12 protein-coding genes and 1 pseudogene are annotated in these 20,987 nt (G+C 71.1%); 2 read left to right on the top strand and 11 right to left on the bottom strand.

Features of this window, described 5'->3' with window-relative positions; genetic code table 11:
- The first annotated feature begins 36 nt into the window (after nucleotides 1-36).
- The gene (locus AV521_RS28555) at nucleotides 37-3,084 is read left to right on the top strand and encodes a non-ribosomal peptide synthetase (protein WP_179023443.1); all 3,048 of its coding nucleotides are present in this window, start codon (nucleotides 37-39) and stop codon (nucleotides 3,082-3,084) included.
- Nucleotides 3,077-4,003, top strand: a complete 927-nt coding sequence (locus AV521_RS28550) for a 4-(cytidine 5'-diphospho)-2-C-methyl-D-erythritol kinase (RefSeq protein WP_076092117.1) — start codon at nucleotides 3,077-3,079, stop codon at nucleotides 4,001-4,003. Before AV521_RS28555 ends, AV521_RS28550 begins: the two co-directional genes overlap by 8 nt.
- Before the next feature lie 613 nt (nucleotides 4,004-4,616).
- On the opposite strand, the pseudogene AV521_RS52800 reads toward AV521_RS28550, so the two are convergent.
- From AV521_RS52800 to AV521_RS28495, 11 genes and pseudogenes are all read right to left on the bottom strand, one after another.
- Nucleotides 4,617-4,751: pseudogene (locus AV521_RS52800) on the bottom strand (IS5/IS1182 family transposase); the annotation flags it as partial.
- A 120-nt stretch (nucleotides 4,752-4,871) separates the two neighbouring features.
- The gene (hisC, locus tag AV521_RS28540; RefSeq protein ID WP_076092113.1) at nucleotides 4,872-5,939 is read right to left on the bottom strand and encodes a histidinol-phosphate transaminase; all 1,068 of its coding nucleotides are present in this window, start codon (nucleotides 5,937-5,939) and stop codon (nucleotides 4,872-4,874) included.
- 45 nt (nucleotides 5,940-5,984) lie between these two features.
- Entirely contained in the window at nucleotides 5,985-7,277 is a 1,293-nt protein-coding gene (locus tag AV521_RS28535) for an ATP-grasp domain-containing protein (protein WP_076092111.1), read from the bottom strand.
- A gap of 29 nt (nucleotides 7,278-7,306) precedes the next feature.
- A complete protein-coding gene (locus tag AV521_RS28530; protein ID WP_076092109.1) occupies nucleotides 7,307-8,146 on the bottom strand; it encodes a TauD/TfdA family dioxygenase in 840 nt (279 codons plus the stop codon).
- Complete coding sequence (locus AV521_RS28525; RefSeq protein WP_079249442.1) at nucleotides 8,128-9,354, bottom strand: MFS transporter; 1,227 nt, start codon at nucleotides 9,352-9,354, stop codon at nucleotides 8,128-8,130. Before AV521_RS28525 ends, AV521_RS28530 begins: the two co-directional genes overlap by 19 nt.
- Entirely contained in the window at nucleotides 9,351-10,754 is a 1,404-nt protein-coding gene (locus tag AV521_RS28520; protein ID WP_076092107.1) for an FAD-binding oxidoreductase, read from the bottom strand. Before AV521_RS28520 ends, AV521_RS28525 begins: the two co-directional genes overlap by 4 nt.
- Complete coding sequence (locus tag AV521_RS28515; protein ID WP_079249441.1) at nucleotides 10,751-10,960, bottom strand: ferredoxin; 210 nt, start codon at nucleotides 10,958-10,960, stop codon at nucleotides 10,751-10,753. Before AV521_RS28515 ends, AV521_RS28520 begins: the two co-directional genes overlap by 4 nt.
- Before the next feature lie 56 nt (nucleotides 10,961-11,016).
- Nucleotides 11,017-12,213: a cytochrome P450 gene (locus AV521_RS28510; RefSeq protein ID WP_076092103.1), complete on the bottom strand. Its 1,197-nt coding sequence runs from the start codon at nucleotides 12,211-12,213 to the stop codon at nucleotides 11,017-11,019.
- The gene (locus tag AV521_RS28505) at nucleotides 12,210-18,353 is read right to left on the bottom strand and encodes a non-ribosomal peptide synthetase (protein WP_076092101.1); all 6,144 of its coding nucleotides are present in this window, start codon (nucleotides 18,351-18,353) and stop codon (nucleotides 12,210-12,212) included. The genes AV521_RS28510 and AV521_RS28505 overlap by 4 nt, the downstream gene beginning before the upstream one ends.
- Nucleotides 18,354-18,363: 10 nt before the next feature.
- Complete coding sequence (locus tag AV521_RS28500) at nucleotides 18,364-18,768, bottom strand: nuclear transport factor 2 family protein (RefSeq protein WP_076092099.1); 405 nt, start codon at nucleotides 18,766-18,768, stop codon at nucleotides 18,364-18,366.
- Nucleotides 18,765-20,960, bottom strand: a complete 2,196-nt coding sequence (locus AV521_RS28495; protein WP_076092097.1) for an aminotransferase class III-fold pyridoxal phosphate-dependent enzyme — start codon at nucleotides 20,958-20,960, stop codon at nucleotides 18,765-18,767. The genes AV521_RS28500 and AV521_RS28495 overlap by 4 nt, the downstream gene beginning before the upstream one ends.
- Nucleotides 20,961-20,987: the final 27 nt, after the last annotated feature.

The raw sequence follows: 20,987 nt of genomic DNA, 5'->3' as shown, positions 1-20,987 counted from the left end.
GGCCCGGACCTCACTGACTGGGAACCAGTCAGGTCGGTGCCCGACCTGTTCCGCCGACGGGTTGCCCAGGCACCCGACAGGACAGCCCTGATAGACGCACACCGTCAGGTGACCTACGAAGAGCTCGACCGCGTCTCCGACGCCTGGGCGGACCAGCTCATCCATCTGGGCGTGCGACAAGGCGACTTCGTGGCCTTGTCGCTGCCTCGCCGCATCGAACTGGTCGCAGCGATGCTCGGAGTGCTCAAGGCAGGGGCCGCCTACTCGGCCCTGGACCCGGCCTGGCCCGTGGACCACGTCACACGCCTCACCACCCGGCTGGCGCCGTCGGCAATCGTCACCTGGGCGGACACACTAACGGTCTGCGGCGCAGGAGCCGTGCTCGCCCTCCGTGAGGATGCCCTCTCGACGGCCCTGGCTGGCCCTGCTGCCACACCCAGATACATACAGCTGGCGGACGACCATCCGTTCTGCGTGTTCTTCACCTCGGGCACCACGGGGGAGCCGAAGGGCTCGATCTCCACGCATCGGGCACTGGCTCGGGTAGTCGCCCAGGAAGGGCGCACATGGTTCGGCCAAGACACCGTGATACCCGCTGCTGCGCCCGCTGCGTGGGACGCCTTCGCGCTGGAACTCTGGGGTGCTCTGCTCAACGGTGGCACGAGTGTGCTGTGCGAGAGCTCCTACCTGCTGCCCGACACACTCCGAACTCTGGTCGAGCGCCGTGGCGTCAACAGTCTCTGGTTGACCAGCTCACTGTTCAACCTGCTCGTCGACGAGGACGAAACCAAGGACTGCTTCCGCGGCATCCACCTGGTACTGACCGGCGGGGAACGCATGTCGAGCACCCACGCACGAGCATTTCTGGCACGTTATCCCGAGATCCGCCTGATCAACGGCTACGGACCCGTCGAAAGCACGGTCTTCGCCACCACCCATGCGGTCACCGCCGAGGACGTACAGGGTGGCGACGTCCCCATAGGCAGGCCGGTTGCCGACACCGACGTCCTGGTGCTGAAGGACGGCACACCATGCGAGCCCGGAGAGGTCGGCGAAATCTACCTGGGCGGAGGTGGTTTGTCACTCGGCTACGCGAACAACCCCGAGGCCACCAGCAACGCCTTCCTTGAGGCGAGAATCGACGGCGTCTCCTACCGTCTCTACCGCACCGGCGATCTGGGCTGGTGGTCGACGACAGGGAACCTGCACTATGCCGGGCGCGCAGACCGGCAGGTGAAGATCCGGGGACATCGCGTAGAACCTGCACTCGTAGAGCAGGCTGTCAGCAACGCCCTCGGCGGGCAGAACTGTCATGTGCTGCCTGTGCCCGCTCCCGACGGCTCGTACGGGGCCCTGGCCGCGTTCGTCGTCGGCGAGCCAAGGACTTGCCTGGAAGCCCTCCCACATGTGCTCACGAAGACCATGCCTCACCACTTGGTGCCGCAGCATGTCATCGCCGTTGACCAGACGCCATTGACAGCGAACGGCAAGCTCGACCAGAAGGCGCTTCTGGACTTGCTGCCTGCCACAGCCTGGACGAAGAGCGAGCCCATGCCAGGTCAAGGGACAGCAGGCGGGATATCCGAGATCTTCGCAGAAGTACTCGGCGAACGCTTCCGGTCGAATGATCATCCCCTGTTCTCCATGGGCGGGACCTCGTTGGAAGCGGTGCGAATCTGCGCCCGAATTCATGCCCTGTTCGGGACTGCCGTTCCGGTGGGCCTGTTCCTCCAGCACTCCTCCGTGAAGCAGGCGTGCGCACTCGTCGAGAATGCGTTGGCCGAAGAGCTCCCCGGCTCATCGGAGTCGACCGTCAAGCCATCAGGGCCTGTCCCTCTCGTACCTGTTCAAGCCGAAGCCTGGCTGGAAGGGATGGTCGCACCGGACCCGGCCAGCGGCAACTGCCTCATGGACTGGCACATCTCGGGAAGTATCGACGTCACCGCACTGCAGGCAGCTCTACGCGACCTGCACCAGCGGCATGAACCACTCAGGTGCGCGTATACATTTCTGGATCAGCCCGTCGCCGAGATTGAGGCAGGAGCACCGGCCCCGGAGGTGCAGGTCCGGTCGGCAAGCGGGCAACCGGACAAGGACAACGAGTGGTTCCTGGACCTGCTCCGTCGCCCGTTCGATATCGAGGCCGGAGAGGTCTGGCGAGTCGCTGTCCTGCCAGGTCCGAATATCACCAGGCTGGGAATTTCCGTCGATCACACGGCTTTTGACGGCTGGTCCGAAGCCTTGCTGATGGATGACCTGACGATCGCCTACCGTGCTCGCCGAGCAGGCAGGGTACCGGTTTTCGCACATCCGGCGCCAACCTTCGCGGCCCTGTGGCAGGAGCACAATCAGTCCGCCGGCGGCGGAGTTGGAGACAGTTGCCGCGCGTTTTGGAGGGGCGCTCTGCAAAACGTCCAAGCCCTCGACTTCCCGGCCGTCAGTGTGCCCGACGCAGCCGGCCCGGAGCCGGTCGAGACACTGATCCAGCGCCCGGCGGTGGAGGCCTGTGGCAGGCTTGCAGACAGGCAGGGAGTGACCCTTTTCACCGTCATGCTCGCGCTGTACTCGGAGGCAGTTGCCAGAGTGACCGCCAGCCAGGACTTCGCCGTCGGCATTCCCGTCGCACACCGCGGCACGGCGCTGAGCGCCGTTGCCGTAGGTTGCCTGACGGGCACGGTCTGTGTACCAGTGTCGAGGTCCCAGGGATCCGTCGCAGAGGCCGTCGCACGCACAGGGCACACCTTGCGGCAAGTCCTTTCGCACTCCGAACTGTCCCTCCCTGAAGTCACCCAGCTCTCTGGACACCGCCGAGGGGATCGGTCGGCCCTGTTCCAGACCGTGTTCGCTCTTCAGGACAACAGACGACCCGTCCTCGAACTGGATGGCTGCGCGGTCGAGTTGCACCGCCCCACGGCCCGTGGCGCCGTCGCGGAGCTGGCAGCGGAGGTCTGGCCCAGCCCAAACCGTGCGGGAGAGGCAACCTTGCGACTGACTTACGACCCGACGGCAGTGCCACGGAACACCGTCCTTGACATCGCCGCGGCTTTCGACGCACTGGTGAACGAGGTGACAGAGCATGCCTGATCAGCGATCAGTGACCGTCAAGGCACCGGGCAAGGTCAATGTTCAGCTGGCAGTCGGCGGACGACGCGACGACGGGTTTCACGAGCTCGCCACCGTCTTCCTCGCGGTGTCCTGCTATGACGACATCACTGTCGTCCCGAGTGAGGGCCTCCGGGTGACCGTCTCCGGTCCTGAGGCCGATCGTGTGCCAACGGATGACTCCAACTTGGCTGCCCAGGCGGCTCGGCTGCTTGCAAAGCAGTACGGGATCGAGCCCAACGTCCATATCCACATTCTCAAGCGGATTCCGGTCGGCGGAGGAATGGCCGGCGGGAGTGCCGACGGGGCGGGGGCACTGGTCGCCTGCAATGCGCTGTGGGGCGCCGGCGCTGATCGTCCGCTTCTCCTTCGGCTCGCGGCCGAACTGGGCAGCGACGTACCCTTCAGCCTGCTGGGCGGAGCGGCGCTGGGGCGTGGACGCGGCGAGAAACTCGAACCGTTGCCGGTCGGCGCCATGTACCACTGGGCTTTTGCACTGTCGGATACCGGGCTGTCGACTCCCGCGGTGTTCGCCGAACATGACCGCCTCCGAGCAACAGCTGGGCTCGAAGTGGCCGACGGGCCCGTGCCTCGGCCCAGACCGTCTGCGCCAGCGGTACAGGCTCTCGCGAACGGCGATGTGTGGGCACTCGGCGCGGCGCTGCAGAACGAGCTGGAACCCGCCGCCATGAAGCTACGCCCGTCCCTGGTCGACACCCTCAAAGCGGGTGTGGAAAGGGGAGCCCTTGGCGGAGTGCTTTGCGGCACTGGCGCCAGCTGTGCCTTTCTGACAGCCAACGAGCACAGTGCGAGTCGCCTCGCTACTGCTCTGCAGGAATCTGGGACCTGCTCATCGGTACGCACGGCCCACGGTCCCGTCGCTGGCCCGGCACCTGTCTGAAGCGCCCGCGCCAACCAGGGGGCTGCTCCAAGACCGAGCAGCGTACCGTCACTGCTCTACCGGTTCCCCGAGGGCGTGACTGGCGTTGCGGTCGAAGCTCGGGCCAGCGCACCAACTTCGGTTGCCACGCTGGCCCGATCCGTGCATGGTGCGGTTTCGGCGGCCGGCCGGCGCGACAAGACCTGGGCTTCGATTTCGTCGACAAACCTTGAGCGCTGCGAGTCCCGCGGGCGAGCGGGGTCCCACCGGTTCGCGGGGATTGTGCGGTGGCTTCCCTCTCTCCCCTTGATGAACACAGCCTCGTGATGAGGAAGATCTGGGGTATGTGGGGATCAGTGAGCCTCTTCGGATGGTGCTTGGGCCACTGATGCTCCAGTTGCGCTTCTCCATTTTTCCTGGTCAAAGCACCCGCTTCGAATCTAGTGGACTGACACTGCGCCAGAGCGGTGGCGGTTCGCGACTCACCCGGTCTCACACAACTCTCACCAACTGCGCTGACGCCCCCGGACAGGGTGCTCTGACCTGGCATTACGCGCCCACCTTGGATCAGATGGACGCCGCTGAACAGTGTCTTCAACCTATGCCAGCGGACCAACTTCGCTTCTTCTCTGACGATCTCTCGCAGGTCGTGCACCCGGGCCGCCGTGCCGGGTCCGGTCCGTCTCGCCCACCAGGCGGTGAAGACCGGCTCGATCAAGGCCCAACGGGCGTCGGACACGTCACTGCGGTACGGACGACGAACACTCACGCCTCATGCAACGACCACCAACGGTGCCAGTCACAAAAACATCCCAGAACACCAACTACCCAGATCAGACGCCCTCTTAGCCTCGGGGAGCCGAGGTATGGGTATGACCGGCGAGGCAACTTACCCATGCAGTGTGATCGCAGCGAACTCTTCCGCCGCCTGCAGGAAGACGTCGTTCTCCTGCCGTAGACCGACCGTGACCCGTACCCCCTCGTCCCCGAAGAGCCGGACCACGACACCGCGACGAGCACAGAACGCGGCGAAGTCCCTCGACCTGTAACCCAGGGGAAGCCAGAGGAAGTTCGCCTGGGACGCTGGGACGCGCAAGCCCGCCCTCAGCAGCGTGTCCCGCACTCGTTCTCGTTCCGCCGCCACGGTCCGGCAGCGCTCGCCCACCTCCTCGACGTCCGCCAGTGCGGCTATCGCCGCCGCCTGTGCCAGCCGACTGACCGCGAAAGGGACCGCGACCTTGTTGACCGCCGAGGCGACGGCGGGCGCCCCGACGCAGTACCCGACCCGCATGCCGGCGAGCCCATAGGCCTTGGAGAAGGTCCGCAGGACGGCCACGTTCTCGTGCTCACGGGTGAGCGGGACGCCGTCCAGTACGTCCGGGTCCGTCACGAACTCACGGTACGCCTCGTCCAGGACCACGAGGACGTCGTCGGGGACCCGCTCCACGAACTCGCGCACGTCCCGGGCGCTTACCGCCGTGCCGGTGGGGTTGTTGGGGTTGCAGACGAAGACCACGCGGGTCGCCGGGGAGAGGGCGTCCGCCATGGCGGCGAGGTCATGGCGGTGCTCGGCATCCAGCGGGACGGTACGGGCGTGCACCCCGGCGACCCGCGCGAAGACGGGGTAGGCCTCGAACGAACGCCAGGCACAGAGCACTTCGTCGCCCAGTCCGCAGTAGGCCTGGACGAGTTGCTGGCACAGGCTCACCGAACCGCAGCCGATCGCGAGCGAGGACTCCGGGACCCGCAGCTCGACGGCGAGCCGTGCCACCAGGTCCTCGGAGAACCACTGCGGGTACCGGTTTCCCTCGGCTGCGGCCCGGGTGACCGCCTCGACGACCGAGGGCAGCGGCGGCAGGGAGCTCTCGTTCGAGTTGAGCAGGATCGCGCCCGGAGGCTGGCCGGGAATGATGTAGTCCGGGATGCCGACCAGATCGGCTCGGGTGGGAACACCCATGGGGCAGCTTCCTTTCGTGCGTGCGGCGTGGGGCGATACAGCGGATCAGCGCCTCGCCCCGGCCGGCTCGGCGAGCCGGAAGACTCCGTCCTGCAGGCCCTGTATCCGCCGGTGGTCGGCGAGCAGGTCTTCGGGGCGGTCCCCGACCAGAAAGACCCGCAGCGGGCTGGAGAGCAGATCGGTGGTCGGGCGCATCCGATCTCCGGGGCGAAGTCGGGGCACGGCCAGGCGGACCGTGCGCAGGGCGGCGATCCGGGCGAGGACGTCCTCGTCGATCTCCTCGACGATTCCTTCCCGGGTGGTCTGCCCGTGCACGACGAGGGCTTCCCGGTGCCTGCGGTACATCGTGTGGCCGGCATACCTGCGCTGGAACTCCTCGGGCCGTACGCAGGCGAGGGCGAGCAGGTCCGCCTGGTTGCCGTCCATGCAGGTGTCGTGGACGGCGGGCACCATGTCTCCGTTGAGCCGGGCCCCGACCTCAACGAGTGCGGGACCCTCGGGCGTCAGCACGACCTCGGCGTGGGCGGCGCCGAAGCGGATGTCGAGGGCGTCGAGGACGCGGTCCACGTAGTCGACGAGGACGGGCACCTCGGGGCTGTCCGGGTCGAGCAGGATGTCCTTGTCGTAGATCCGCTTGGTTCCGGTCTCCGTCTTCTCGTACCGCCACACCCCGCACACATGGCGCCCGCCGCCGGGGCCCCGGACGACGTCCACGATGTACTCGGGGCCCCGCAGGAAGGACTGCGCGAGGACTTCGGCGTTGCGGCGCTCGAAGATGTCGTAGGTGCCGAGCACGGCGGCCGCGGCGGTGCGGATCTCCTCGGCGCTGCGGCAGATCGAGACACCGTCGGTGGAGGCCGAGCTGAGCGGCTTGACCACCACGGGGTAACCGGCGTCGCGCTCGGCCCAGTCGACGATCTCGGCGGCGTCCGCGGACTTCAACTGCCGGGCGCAGCGCAGCCCGGCAGCGCGCAGTGACTCGATCATCCGGTACTTGTCGCGGCGCACGGCGGAGGTCGCGGCCGGGTTGCCGGGCAGGCCCAGCCGCTCGGCGACGGCGTCGGCCGGAGGGACGCCGGTCTCCTGACCGGGCAGGACGCCGACGGGGGCGTAGGCGGCGAGTTCCTTGGCGGTGCGGTCCCAGTCGCCGGTGCCGTGCACCACGTTGGCGATGTACGGCCCGAGGTCCGGGGGCGGTACCGAGGCGAGGAACTCCGGGGTGGACTGCAGGTGGACGACGTCGGCGCCGAGCCGCCGGAACGCGGCGGGCAGGAACTTGCCGATCGAGTACCCGTCGACGACGACGCCGACAGGACGGCTCGGAGCAGGGTGGCTCATGGGAGGTAGGGTCCTTTCCGCGCGGCCGGTCAGGCGGCGGCGACGCTGATGCGGTGCACGGTCCGGCCGACGCCCTCCGGGAGGTCGGTCGCCCGGTGGTAGGTGGTCGCGGTCTTCCAGATCAGCAGGTCGTCGCGCGTCCAGTGGTGCTCGTAGACATGCGCGGGGTCCTGCACCAGGGAGTCGACCAGGTCGAAGAACTCCTCGTTGCCGTTGGCGTCAAGACCGACGACCGCTTCCATGTACTCGCGGGCGGCATACAGGAAGCGCCTGCCGGTGAAGGCGTCGCGGCGGACGACGGGGTGCTCGACCGCCGGGTACTCGTGCGCGACCAGGGCCCGCATCTCGGCGATGGACAGGCCCACATGGCGGGACTCGATACGCTGCTGCCTGGTCAGGGTGTGCCGTCCGGTGAGGCCCTCCAGGCGGGTCTTCCACTCCTCGGGCAGCCGGTCGTGGACGTCGGCGGCGGACGCGAAAAGGGTGTGGCCGTGCTCCGCGGGCACGTTCACCCCGTGCAGCACCGTGTACTCGGCCGGGCGCGCGTTGTACGACGAGTCCTGGTGCCAGAAGTTTCCGACCCGGGGGACACCGACGGGCTTGTTCTTCCGGCGCTCGTTGGAGGACACGAGGATCTCGGCGAACTCCGGGTGGCGCCAGTCGCTCAGCAGGAAGGGGACGGGGGTGCCGAGGCGGGCGGCGTGCCCGATCTGCTGCTCGGGTGTCAGCCGGATGCCCCGGAGCACCACCAGGTCGCGCCGGTGGACGGAGTCGACGACGTCTGCGAAGAGTTCCTCGCTCCGCAGGTCCTCGTGCGTGACTCCGGTGTACTCGACGCCGATGAACGGGGTCAGATCGCGTCGGTGCATGGGGGTTCCTCCTTGTACCAGGTGTGAGGGCTGCTGCGGGCCACCGTCAGCAGGAGCCAGGCGACGCACAGGGCGCCGCCCGCGACGGCCCACGGAACGCCGGGGGCGGACGGCCGGGCGAGCAGCAGGGAGAGGTAGGGCGCCAGGATGAAGGCGATGTTGACGCCGGTGGAGTAGAGGCTGAGGTTGCGGTCCGCCGAGGCCTCGCCGGACAGCTCGCTGACGTAGCCGAGGAGCCCCGGAAACACGACGATCTCCCCGGCAGTCCACACGAGCGTGGACAGGACGAGCGACGGACCCGATCCGGACAGCGCCATCAGCAGGAAGCCGGCGCCCGCGAGGCCGTAGCCAAGGAGCAGGGTGGGCAGGTGTCCCGTCCTGGCCATCCGTACGTTGAGGGGGACCTCGAACAGGACGATGCCCGCCGCGTTGACGGCGAAGACGGCGCCCGCCCAGTACCCGGGCAGCCCCAGTCCGACGATGACGTAGGTGGAGACGAAGACGGACGGCAGCGAGTAGGCGAGCTGGACGGGCAACGAGAGACCGAAGATCGTCCAGAAACGGGTCCGTTCGTACCGGGTGCGCGGGACGACACCTGTCTTCGGGGTGTCGCGTCCTGCCGGGAGGGCGGACGACGCTCCACGCGAGCGTGCCGCGAGGTGTCCGGCGGCGGCCAGGGCGCAGCCGGCGTTCGCCCAGAACACCAGCCGCGGCTCGACGGCGAAGAGCAGCCCGCCGGCGACGGGCCCGGCGGCCATGCCGAGGTTGATGGCGAGCCGGTAGCAGGAGAAGGCGACCTTGCGCTCCTCGGAACCGGCGGCGGCGACGGTCGCCGAGTATGCGGCCGGGGTGAAGATCTCGTATGCGAAGCCCCACACGACGACGGAGGCGGCCAGCGGCGCCAGGCCGTGCAGGAAGGGGAACACGGCCAGGACCGCCCCGGTGAGGGCCAGGCCGCCCAGCATCAGCGCACGGGCGGTCACCCTGCCGAGCAGGACGCTCGCCGCCAGGTCGGCGCCGAGGGCGCCCACGCCGAAGCAGACGAGGACGGTGCTGGCCGTGCCCGTGCCCAGTCCCTCGTGCACCAGCAGGTGGGCGGCGAGGAACGGATAGGCCATGGTGCCCGTACGGAAGATCAGGGTGGTGAAGAACAGGGTGCGCAGAGGTGCGGGGAGCCCCGCGACGGCGCGGACGGTACGGGTGATCACGGAGTGGGCCCGCCAGCCGGGCGCCGGCGGGCGAACATCGCGCCCGGGTTGAACAGGCCCGCGGGGTCGAGGGCGTCCTTCAGCTGCCGGTGCACCCGCATCGAAACGGGCCCCAGCTCCCTCTCCAGCCACTCCGTCTTGAGCTTGCCGATGCCGTGCTCGCCGGTGACGGTGCCGCCGAGCGACAGGGCGAGGGCGAGGATGGCGTCAAAGGCGCCGCGGGCACGGGCGTACTGCTCCGCCGAGGCCCCGTCGTACAGGACGGTGGGGTGCATGTTGCCGTCACCCGCGTGGCCTACGACGGCCACGGTCAGCCCGGCCTGCGCCCCGATCTCCTCGCAGCCGGCCATGAGTTCGGCGATCCGGGTACGGGGCACCGCCACGTCCTCGGTCATGCAGGCTCCGCGCGCCTCCAGTGCCGGCAGGGACACCCGGCGGGCCCGGAGCAGGAGACCACCCTCGGCCGGGTCCGTGGTCGCGTGCGTCCATTGCGCGCCGGTGGCCTTGAACAGCCGCTCCATGGCGTTCAGTTCGGCGGAGGCCGGCTCGCCGCCCGCGTCCGACTGGCACAGCAGCAGGGCGCCGCTGTCGCCCGCGCCGAGGTCCGCCCGCAGGTACTCGGCGGACGCCCGCAGGGAGGTGGCGTCCATGATCTCCATCAGGGAGGGCACCAGCCCGGCCCGGACCACACGGTTGACGGCCTCCCCGGCCCGCTCCACGGAGTCGAAGGCGGCGACGATCGTGCCCGGCGCGGCGGGCAGCGGACGCAGCTTCAGCGTCGCCTTGGCGATGATCCCGAGCGTGCCCTCGCTGCCGACGAACAGCCGGGTCAGGTCGTAACCGGCCACGCCTTTGACGGTTCTGCGGCCCGTGGTGAGCAACGAGCCGTCGGCCAGGACGACTTCGAGGCCGAGGACGGCGTCGCTGGTCACGCCGTACTTTCCGCAGCACAGGCCGCCGGCGTCCGTGGCGAGGTTGCCGCCGAGTGTGCACCATTCGAGGCTGGAGGGGTCCGGCGGGTAGAAGAGGCCGTGTGCGGCGGCAGCGTCCCGGAGCGTCCGGTTGACGACTCCGGGCTGGACGACGGCCAGGCGGTTGTCCGCGTCGAGTTCGAGGATCCGGTCCATCCGGGTGGTGACCAGGACGACACATCCGTCCACCGCGTTGGCGCCGCCGGTCAGACCGCTGCCCGCACCGCGCGGGACGACGGGTACGTCGGCTTCGGCACACGCGCGGACACAGGCCTGCACCTCCGCGGTGTCGGCGGGCAGCACCACGGCGAGGGGGCGGCCCGCCGGGGCGAGCGGCATCATGTCGCGGGCGTAGCCCTCGGTCGCGTCCGGATCGGTGAGCACGGCGGCGCCGCCCACCGCGTCCCGCAGCCGCTGTATCAGGCTCACGGGGTGCCGTCCTCGCCGCCGACGAGGATCGCGCGGGCCGGGCAGAGGTCCGCCGCCTCGTGGACGGCGTCGGCGAGCGCGGCGTCCGGCTCGGTGTCGAGCAGAATGACGACGCCGTCGCTCTCGTCCTGGTCGAAGACCTCGGGTGCCGACAGGACGCAGTGCCCGGCTCCGACACATCGCCCGGGTTCGAGGGTGATCTTCAAGGTGGTTGGCTCCTTGGCGGTCAAGTGGGCGGACAGGCGACCCGGGTGCGGAGGTTTCACCAGGTCACGGGGAGTTCGTGGACGCCGTAGACGGCCATGTCCGACTTGAAGCGGATCTCCTCGACGGGCACGGCGAGCCGCAGCTCCGGCAGCCGGTGGGCGACGGCGTGGTAGGTCTCCTGGAGTTCGACCTTCGCCAGGGACTGGCCCAGGCACTGGTGCGGGCCGTAGCCGAAGGCGAGGTGGCCGTGGGCGCGTACGCCCGGGTCGAAGTCCTCGCCGGAGGGGAAGCGCGAGGGGTCCCGGTTGGCCACGTTGATCGCCGCGATCACCCCCTGCCCCGCCTTCACGAGACGGTCGCCCACCTCGACGTCCTCGGTGGCGATCCGGCGGATGCCGCGCTGGACGATGGTGAGGTGGCGCAGCAGCTCCTCCACAGTGTCCGCGAGCTGCCGGGGGTCCTCGTGATCGCGCAGGGCGGCGAAGCGGCCGGGGTGGCGCAGCAGGGTGAGGATGCCGAGAGAGACCATGTTGGCCGTGGTGTCGTGCCCCGCCGTGAGCAGCAGCAGTGCCATCGCGCTCAGGGCGCGGCGGCTCATCGCCCCGGTCCGCACATGCCGGACCACCATGCGCCCGATGAAGTCGTCCCCGGGGTCCTTCTCCCGTGCGGCCACGAGGGATTCGAGGTAGTCCTGGAGTTCCTGACGGGCCGCGGCTGCGGTCTCGGTGGTGCCCGCGACGGCGTTCATGGTGTGGGTGAGCGACCGGAACAGCTCCCGGTCCGCCAGGGGCACGCCGAGGAACTCGCAGATCACCGAGAGCGCGACGGGCAGCGCGAGATCGGCCACGAGGTCGGCGCGGCGCGGTCCGTTCAGCATCCGGTCGAGGCAGCCCGTGACGACAGAGCGCACGGCGGGGCGCCAGGCCTCGGCCCGCCGGACGGTGAACTCGCTGAGCACCAGGCGGCGCAGCGCGTCGTGCTCGGGGTTGTCCATGATGAGCAGCGTCGGCTCGACGGCCGTCTCGGCGGCCGCGACAGCGCTGGAGAGCGGGTAGCCGGGGCGGCTCTTGTCGGCGCTGAACCGGGGGTCGCTCAGCACCAGCCGGGCGTCCTCGTAGCGGGTGAACAGCCACGGGCGTACGCCGTTCCAGATAGGGACACTGGGCACCTCCGGCTCGTCGCGCAGCCGGGTGACCTCCTCGGGCGGCGCGAACGGGCACTGGCGGGCCATGGGATACAGCACTTCCGTCATTCGCTCGTCTCTCCGGTCGGTGCGAGGTACTGCCACCAGCGGTCGACCACGGTGTCGTCCCAGTCGGGCGGGGTGATGCCGTGGGCGTGCAGGGCGGCGAGAGTGGCTTCGTTGTGGTAGTCGGCCGGTTGCGCCCGGTCGGGTGTGTCGCACAGCTCGCGCAGGTGCTCCCGGTAGGCCAGGGCGGGCAGTTCGGTGCCCCGGGCCACCGCGTCGTCCAGCCGCCCCAGCCAGGTGCGCAGGGCGACCGGGCGGGTGCGGGAGCCGGTGCGCCGGTCGTGGCCGGCGAGGAAGACGCCGAGCCCGCTGCGGCGGGGATGGTGCAGATGACGGACCGTGCCCGGCGGGGCGTCGGCGAGGGCCAGCGCCACCAGGGCGCGGGCCATCACGTCGACGGGCAGGGCGTCGGAAGCGAGGCCCGGGTGGTCGGGGTAGCAGCCGAGGGCGGCCGAACTCACCAGGAGCCGGGTGAGCATGTCGTCGCGGCTGAGCGCGCCGGTCGTCGCGCTGCCTCCCGCGCGGCCCAGCCGGTACGTCCGGGCGTCGGCTCCCCGGTCGACGGCCTGGCGGACGAGCTGTTCGGCGGCCCACTTAGCCGCGGCGTAGCCGCGTCCACGCGGGTGGCGTTCGTGCTCGGCCGGTGTCGACTCGCTCAGGGTGCGCGGGCGGCCGTCCGGGGTGTGCTCGCGCAGCACGGCGAGCGTGGAGACGTGGTGGAAGCGGGCGGCCCGGCCCTCGGCGGCGATCCTCAGCAGTTCCTGGGTCCCGCCGACGTTCGCCGCGGCGAGGTGCTGGTAGCCGGAGAGGTGGTGGACCTCCGCGCCCAGGTGCAGAACAGTGGCCGCGGCGCGGGCCGCGTCCAGCCAGGGAGTTCCCGCCAGTCCCAGTCCGGGCAGCGTGAGGTCGCCGGGCAGCGGCACGATCCGGGGGTCGGCGGCGTCCAGGGCGAGCGCGTACCGGCGGGCCGCCTGCGCCAGCCGCGCGCGGGCCGCTTCGGGCGTCGCAGCGCGCACGAGGCACAGCACCGGTCCCTCCGTACGCTCCAGCAGCTCGCTCAGGACGTGGCTGCCGACGAACCCGGTGGCACCGGTGAGCAGGACGGAGTCCGTGCGGCGCGGCACGGCGACGGGCCCGGCGAAGGTGATGCCGGGGTCGAGCACTACGTCTTCGGGGAGCACGGTCGCCGGTCGTGTGCCGGCGTCGGGGCGGGCGAGTGCACGCGCGGTGGCCCTGACCGTCGGCTCGGCGAGGAAGTCGCGGACCGGTATCCGGTGGCCGTAGCGTCGTTCGAGCTCGCCGAGCAGCCGGATGACGCGCAGCGAGTGCCCGCCGAGCGCGAAGAAGTCGTCCGACAGCCCGATGGACGGGCCACTGCCGAGGACCTCACGCCACAGGGCCAGCAGCTCCTGTTCCAGCGGGCTCGCGGCGCGGCCGGTCTCCTCGGTGGAGCCGTGGTCGCGCGCGTGGGCCGCGAGGCGGACGGCGAGCGTGATGCGGTCGGCCTTGCCGTGGCTGCTGGTCGGGATGTGCGCGACCGGCACGACGAGCCGGGGCACCATGTGGCGGGGCAGGTGGCGGACGAGGTGGGCGCGCGCCTCCTGCTCGTCGGCAGTGCCCACGTAGGCGACACCGAGGTCGGCGTCGGATCCCTGGCCGACCAGCACCGCGACGGCCTCACCAATGTGCTGATGGCGGGTCAGGGTCGCCTCGATCTCGCCGAGTTCGATGCGGAAACCGCGCAGCTTGATCTGTGTGTCGAGCCGGCCCAGGTAGTCCAGGGTGCCGTCGGGCAGCCGTCGTACCCGGTCCCCGGTGCGGTACAGGCGCCGGTCGCCGAGGACTGGGACGGTGGTGAACAGGTCGCGGGTGCGTTCGGGGTTGTTCCAGTAGCCGAGGGCGAGCCCCGCGCCGCCCAGCCAGAGTTCCCCCGGGACTCCCGTGGCGGCGAGCCTGCCGTGGCGGTCGATGACATGGGTGGTGGTTCCCGGCAGCGCCCGGCCGATCGGGATCCTGCCGCGGTCCTCGTCCGGTCCGGCCTCGTGGGTGGTGGCAAGGATCGCCGCCTCGGTGGGGCCGTAGCCGTTGATGACGACGCGGCCTTGGGCGTAGTGGCGCGTGTCGTGCGGGTCGGCGGGCTCGCCGGCCACGATCAGGGCCCGTACCGAGGCGAGGTCCGGCCGGCCCAGCGCGCGCAGGAGCGAGGGGACGATCACCATCACGGTCACGCCGTAGTCGCGCAGGGCCCGGACGAGTGCGGCGGCGTCGCCGCGGGTGGCGTCCGCGCAGTAGACCAGGGTGCCTCCGGAGACGAGAGGCATGAGCTGTTCGTAGGCCGCCACGTCGAAACCGGGCGAGGTGAGCTGCAGCCAGACGTCGTCCGGCGTGAACGGGTGGCGGGCCAGACTGGCGTGCAGGGTGTTGACGACCGAGCGATGGGAGACGACGACGCCGCGCGGCCGGCCGGTGCTGCCGGACGTGTAGATGATGTAGGCAGGGTCGGTGGCGCAGGCCCCCGCCCGCGCGGGCGGGGGCTCGTCCGAGGGGAGCACGAGCCAGTCGATGTCCAGGACGGGCGGCAGGCCGTCGGTTTCCGTACCGGGTCGGAACAGCCGGTCGGCGATGTCCTTCGAGGTCACCAGCGCCTGGGCCTGGGCGTCCGCGAGGACGTACCGCAGCCGCTCGGCCGGATACGCCGGGTCGAGCGGGACGTAGGCGGCGCCGGTCTTGAGCACGCCGAGGACGGCCACGATCAGCAGGGGCATGCGCTCCAGGCAGAGGGCGACGCGCTCACCGGGGCGCGCGCCCTGGGCGAGGAGACGGTTGGCCATCTCGTCGGACAGTCGGTCGAGTTCGCGGTAGGTGAGGGCGGTGTCCTCCCCCACCACGGCGGTCTTGTCGGGGTGGGCGGTGGCCGCACGGGCGAACAGCGAGGTGAGGGTGGCGTCCGGGTGGGCCGGGAGCCGCTCGGACGCCGGTGTGGCAAGGAGTTGTCCCCGCTCGCCGGGTTCGAGCAACTCGATGTCACGCAGGGCGGTGTCCGGACCGGCGTCGGTGAGCCGGCCCAGCACCGCGACGAGCTGGCCCGCGAGCCGCTCGACGGTGTCCCGGTGGTAGAGGTCGGTGCTGAACTCCACGTCGAGAGCGAGTCCTTGGGACGACTCGTGGAAGGTGAAGGTCAGCTCGAACTTTGCGGTGTCGTCCTCGGCCGGCGGCCGGGGCTCGACGGGCGCGGAGCCCAGCCGGAGCGGGCGGGGCGGGTGCTGCTGGTGGTTGACGACCGCGCGGAAGGGGCTGGATCCGCGGGACACACCCGCGGCCCCGAGTTCCCGGCACACCGTCTGGAAGGGCACGTGGGTGTGGGCGTGTGCGGCGGCGCAGGCCTCCCGAACCCGCCGGAACAGGGTGGGGACCGGTGTGTCCGCGGTGGCCTCGACCCGGATCGGCAGCAGGTTCACGAAGTAGCCGACGAGGTCCTCGGTGCCGGCCCGCCCGCGGCCCGTCGCCAGGCTGCCGAGGCACAGGGAGTCGCGTTCGGCGTGTGCGGCGAGGACGGTGTACACGCCGGCCAGGCAGAACATGAAGCGGCTGATGCCGTGCCGGCGGGCGGCCTCGGCGTACCGGGCGCTCTCGGCGGCGTCGATCCGCAGCCGGACGCGGTCCCCTGCGCCGCTGAGTACGGCCGGCCGGGGGTGATCGGTGACGAGGTCGGCAGTGGCCGCGCCGTCCTTCAGAGCGCCGCGCCAGAACTCCAGCGCGGCGTCCTCGCGTTCCGGCAGCCGGGCCAGGGTCTCGCGCACATGGTCCGCGAATGTCAGCCGCAGCGGCGTGAGTTGGGCCGCCGGGTCGTCGTAGAGAGCCGACAGCTCGGTGAAGAAGAGGTCGAGGGACCAGTCATCGGCGAGGATGTGGTGGATGTCGAAGTGGACGACGGCGGCGGACTCGTCGAGGGTGACCACCAGGGTGCGGACGAGCGGGGACGCCTCGCCGGCGGCCGTCCCGGCGGCGATGAGCGCGCTGATCCGATGCTGCTGCTCGGCCGGCGGCATCCGGGTCATGTCGTGGTGGTCCACGGCGGCGCCGGGATCCGCGTCCGGCGTCTGCCACCAGCCGTCGGTGTCCTGCCGGACGACGGTGCGCAGGGCTGTCTGCCGCTGCCCGAGCCGGGTGAGCGCACGGCGCAGCCGGGGTACGTCGACCTGCCCCCGCACCTGGAAGGTGCGGGAGATGACGTACCGCTTCCCGGGCCTGGCCTGCTGCTCGAACCAGATGCCCTCCTGCCCGGGCAGGAGCGGAACGCGGCCGTGTGTGTCCGGCTGCCGCTCGGCGGCCGGTGGGGTGCAGGTGCCGTCGGGCTGCCGTTCCACGGCGAGTGACGTGCCGGTCCCGGCCGCAGCGGCCGCGTCGACGAGCGCTGCGAGCCCGCGCACCGTGGCCACGCGGAACAGGTCCCCGACCGACAGGGCCACGCCGGTCGCGCGCTCCAGGCGTGCAAGTACGACCATGGCGGTGAGCGAGTCGCCGCCCGCGGCGAGGAAGTCGGTGTCCGCGCCGACCGAGGCACCCAGCGCCTCCTGCCACAGGTCCGCCACGACATGCTCGGTGGACGTGTCCGGGAGGCCGGACCCGGCCATGTCGGGTGCCCGCGCGGCCAGTTGGGCGAGGGCGGGCCGGTCGGTCTTGCCGTTCGGGGTGACCGGCAGCTGCGCCAGCGCCGTCACCGTCGCCGGGACCTGCGGCGACGGCAGGAGTGTCGCCGCGTGGGCGATGAGGGCCGGCTCGGGGGCCACGTCCCGGAGGACGACGAACGCCGCGAGCCTGCGCCGTTCGCCGGTGCCGTGCGCCACCACGGCGGCCTCGCGGACCGCGGGATGGGCGAGCAGGGCCCGTTCCGTCTCGGCCGGTTCGACCCGGTGGCCCCGGATCTTGACCTGGTCGTCGGTGCGGCCGAGGAAGGCGAGGTTGCCGTCCGGCAGCAGCCGGACCCGGTCGCCGGTGAGGTAGGCGGTGCGGTCGGGCCGACCGGGTTCGGGGACGAAGCGGTCGGCGGTGAGGTCGGGCCGGCCCAGGTAGCCGCGGGCCACGCCGGGCCCGCCGACGCAGAGTTCGCCCTCCTCGCCGGGGGCGACCGGCCGCCGGTCGGGGTCGACCACGTGGACGGTGGCGTCGGCGAAGGGGCGGCCGATCGGCACGTCCGGCCAGTCGTCGGCGTAGGGGTGCCGGGCGTCGAGCACCAGCCAGCAGGCGTAGACCGTGGTCTCCGTGGGCCCGTAGCCGTTGACGATCCGGCAGCCGGGCAACTCGCGCAGTGCCGCGCGCACGGCATCGGCCGAGGCCCGGTCACCGCCCGACACGCACAGCCGCAGTCCGCGCAGCGCGTCGGTGATGTGCTCCATGGCGAGCGCGAACAGCGGTGCGGCGAGCCGGAGCACGCTCACCCGGTGCCGGCGCACCTCCCGTCCAATGTCGTGGACGCCGGGCCGGGCGGTTTCGGGCAGGACGAGGGTGGCCCCGTTCAGCAGGGCGCCCCAGATCTCGAAAACGGACGGGTCGACATGGAGGGGGGCGAGCTGGAGTACCACGTCGTCGGGCCGGAACCCCGCCTCCGGGGCCCGGGCGAGCGTGAGGACGCCACGGTGTTCCACCTCCACGCCCTTGGGCCGCCCGGTGGTGCCCGAGGTGGCGATGATGTAGGCGAGCGTGTCCGGGGCGCTCGGCGCGACGGCAAGGGGTTCGGGGTCCGGCATCTCCGCGTCGACGGTCAAGATCAGCACTCCCGGCAGCAGCGTGCGCAGCCGGTCGGCCTCGGTGGGCGCCACGCACAGGGTGCGCAAGCCGAAGTCCTCCACCAGGGCGCACAACCGAGCGTCGGGCGCGTCCGGGTCAAGGGGTACGTAGGCGCATCCGGCGAGGACCGCGCCGAGGACGGTGGCGACGGTCCCCGCGGACCGGGGGGCACGGATGCCGACGGGTGCACCCGCGGCCCCGGCACGGCCGAGACGGTCCGCGACGGACGCGGCCCAGCCGGCCAGGTGGCGGTAGGTCAGGCGGAGTTCGCCGTGGACGAGCGCGGTGTGCTCGGCGCGGGCGCGTACGACATCGGCGAAGGCGTCGCCGAGGGTGTGGGCTCTGGCTGCGTTCATGTGCTCTGGTTCAGTGCTCCTGGCCGAGGGCCTCGACCACGCTGGCGGTGTCGTAGAGGTCCAGGTAGCGGGAGATCAGACCGTCGCGCACGGTGAAGACGTTCATCCACTGGGCTTCGTAGCGGCGGTCGTTGGCGAGCACCCGGGTGCGGCTGACGCCGAGGACGACGACCCGGTCGCCCGCGTCCAGGTAGTCGTACGCAGCGCACTCCTGCACCTGGATCAGGTCGCGGACGATGGTGAAGAACTGCCGGAATCCTTCGACGCCCCGGTACGTGCCGGCCCAGGGCAGGGACTTCGGACCGTGGTAGACCCACTCGAAGTCGTCGGTGAGGAGAGCCTCGATGTCCGTCAGCCGTCCCTCGTCGAAGAGCTGGAAGAAACGGCGGACGACATCGACGTTCTGCTGGCTCATGCGGTGCTCCTAGCGGTGGTCAGGGTGCGCGCGAAGGCGCGTGCCCGCTCGCCCAGATGGAAGAGGCCCACCTGGGCGAGGAGGCGGTACGGGGAGGTGCGCGAGAGTTCCCGGGCCCCGCGCATCACCTGGCGGATCTCGTCCTCGGTGGCGACGAGCGGCAGCAGGAATACGTCGTAGACGACGAAGGCCCTGGCCCGGGTGATCCACCAGATGATCAGGGCGAAGGTCATCCACTCGCCCTCGGGGTCGACGACGCGGCGCAGCGGTCCGGGCACGCGAGGTTCGAAGCGGCCCAGCAGGCCCTCGGCGAAGCGGCGCCCGACGACGCCGACGGGGCCGGTGTCCATCGCGGCGATCCCCTTGTCCACTACGGCGGACAGGGCCGCCACCCGCCGGTCCAGGTGCAGCGCGTCGACCTGGGCGACGGCCTGCAGCGAGAAATGGGCACCGAGCTGGTGGGCGTGCCGGGTGCGCAGCTCCTCGACGAGCTGCGGGGCGGTGCGGCGGGCGGCCTCGTGGACGGCGTCGGAGACCAGGGCGGCCCCGGTCGGGAAGCAGCCGTAGCTGAGCGCCTTCGACAGGCTCATCAGGTCGATCTCGGGCAGCCTGCCCTGGTGCGCGAACCGGGTGCCGCAGCGGTAGTACGAGGTGAGGACCTCGTCGACGCCGACCAGGTACCCGTGCGGCTCTCGGCCCTCGGAGACGGCGTCGAGCAGCGTGGAGGGAATGGGCGCGTAGGAGTCGGAGCTGCCGTGGACGAGTTCGATCCAGACCAGACCGACCTCTCCGGTCGCCGCCTCCTTGCGGAACTCCTCGGCGGCATGCGGGGTGTACGGGTCGATGTAGCGGATGTCCTCGTACAGCGGCCCGAACGGGGCACGGGTGCGCTCGGCGGCGGTGGCCAGCAGGGACACCAGGGTCTTGCCGCCGTAGTTGTGCTTGAAGACCACGATCCGGCGCCGCTCGGGGCGGGCCAGCCGGGCCAGGATGAACGCGCTCTCCACCGCAGAGGCCCCGCTGACGGCGGGGTAGGTGTGGGGCAGCCCGGTGTCCCGGGCGAGGACGCGCTGGAGTTCGGCGACATAGTCGCGTTCCGTGTCGTGTGTGCGGACGACATCGGTGAGGGCATCGACGGGGTTGTGCCCGGCCACGCCGAGACCCGCACCGCACAGTCCGTCGACGAGGTCGAGGCGGCGGCCCGAGTCCAGCTGGACGGTGAGCCGGGAACCCTTCGCGCGTACCACGTGGAGGGCGCCCCGCAGCTTGCGGTGCATCCGGACGGTCATCGGGTTGACGTGCCGGGCGTACAGGTCGAGGGTGCGCTGCCAGTCGTGGGCGGTGGCGGCCAGGACGCGGTGCACGGCGTGCCGTTCGTCCCAGCGTCCCAGCAGCCGGCCCTTGACTGCGCGCATGGCGACGGTGTTGCCGCCGTAGGTGTTGGAGTGCAGGAACCCGGTCGAGGGGGTGGACCAGGGCGCGAACAGGTCGGGGCTGCCCGCGAAGGCGCCGAAGGGCACCTCGTAGCCAGTGAGCGACTCGCCGAGGACGAAGAGGTCGGGTCGCAGGGCGCGGACGGTGCCGGACGGCGGGGCCAGCGGGTCGACGTCGGACAGGTCCAAGGCGATGCGGGTGCCGCGGGCCCGGACGTCGCGGACGAGCGTGGCCAGATCGGCCAGGTCGTCCGCGCCGAGTCGCTCCGTGCCGCGCAGCACCAGGCCGCAGTGGTCGGCGCCGTCGGCGGCCGTGCGCAGGGCGGCAAGGGTGGGGTGGCTGTGGAGCCCGGGGGCGAGCGCCCGGTCGGGGCCGTCGCCGAGCGGGTCGGCGCGGCGGGTGAGTGTGCCATCGGGATCGAGGACGAGAACGCGTCCGTGGTGCCGGGCCGCGGAATCGGCCGCGCGGTGGCGCAGCAGCTTCACCGCTCCGTGGAGGGCTTCGTAGCGGGAGTTGGCGAAGAAGCTGCGGTAGGCCGCAGGGGTCCCGGGTCCGCCGAGTTCCCGCAGGAACTCGCTGATCAAGTGGCCGGCGTGGGCGGAGTCGGCGGTCACGAACCAGGAGGGCATCGCGAAGATCGGATGCTCCTGTTCGATGAGGTCGCGCAGAGCGGTGAGGGTGTCGCGACCCGCGGGGCGGAACACGGTGGTGGCCGTGGCGGATGCGACGTCGTGGTTCTGGACGTGGTTCTGGAACAAGGCGACACCTGGGCTCGAAGCGGGTTC

It is taken from the genome of Streptomyces sp. IMTB 2501, from assembly GCF_001953885.1.
Lineage (GTDB): Bacteria > Actinomycetota > Actinomycetes > Streptomycetales > Streptomycetaceae > Streptomyces.
The sequence above is the reverse complement of the archived record's forward strand: the minus strand, read 5'-3'. Positions and strand labels throughout refer to the sequence as shown.

Excerpts from the sequence above, each read along its gene's own strand:
- AV521_RS28550 (WP_076092117.1), top strand. The coding sequence starts at position 3,077 with ATGCCTGATCAGCGATCAGTGACCGTCAAGGCACCGGGCAAGGTCAAT.
- hisC (WP_076092113.1), bottom strand. The coding sequence starts at position 5,939 with ATGGGTGTTCCCACCCGAGCCGATCTGGTCGGCATCCCGGACTACATC.
- AV521_RS28535 (WP_076092111.1), bottom strand. The coding sequence starts at position 7,277 with ATGAGCCACCCTGCTCCGAGCCGTCCTGTCGGCGTCGTCGTCGACGGG.
- AV521_RS28530 (WP_076092109.1), bottom strand. The coding sequence starts at position 8,146 with ATGCACCGACGCGATCTGACCCCGTTCATCGGCGTCGAGTACACCGGA.
- AV521_RS28510 (WP_076092103.1), bottom strand. The coding sequence starts at position 12,213 with ATGACGGAAGTGCTGTATCCCATGGCCCGCCAGTGCCCGTTCGCGCCG.
- AV521_RS28505 (WP_076092101.1), bottom strand. The coding sequence starts at position 18,353 with ATGAACGCAGCCAGAGCCCACACCCTCGGCGACGCCTTCGCCGATGTC.
- AV521_RS28500 (WP_076092099.1), bottom strand. The coding sequence starts at position 18,768 with ATGAGCCAGCAGAACGTCGATGTCGTCCGCCGTTTCTTCCAGCTCTTC.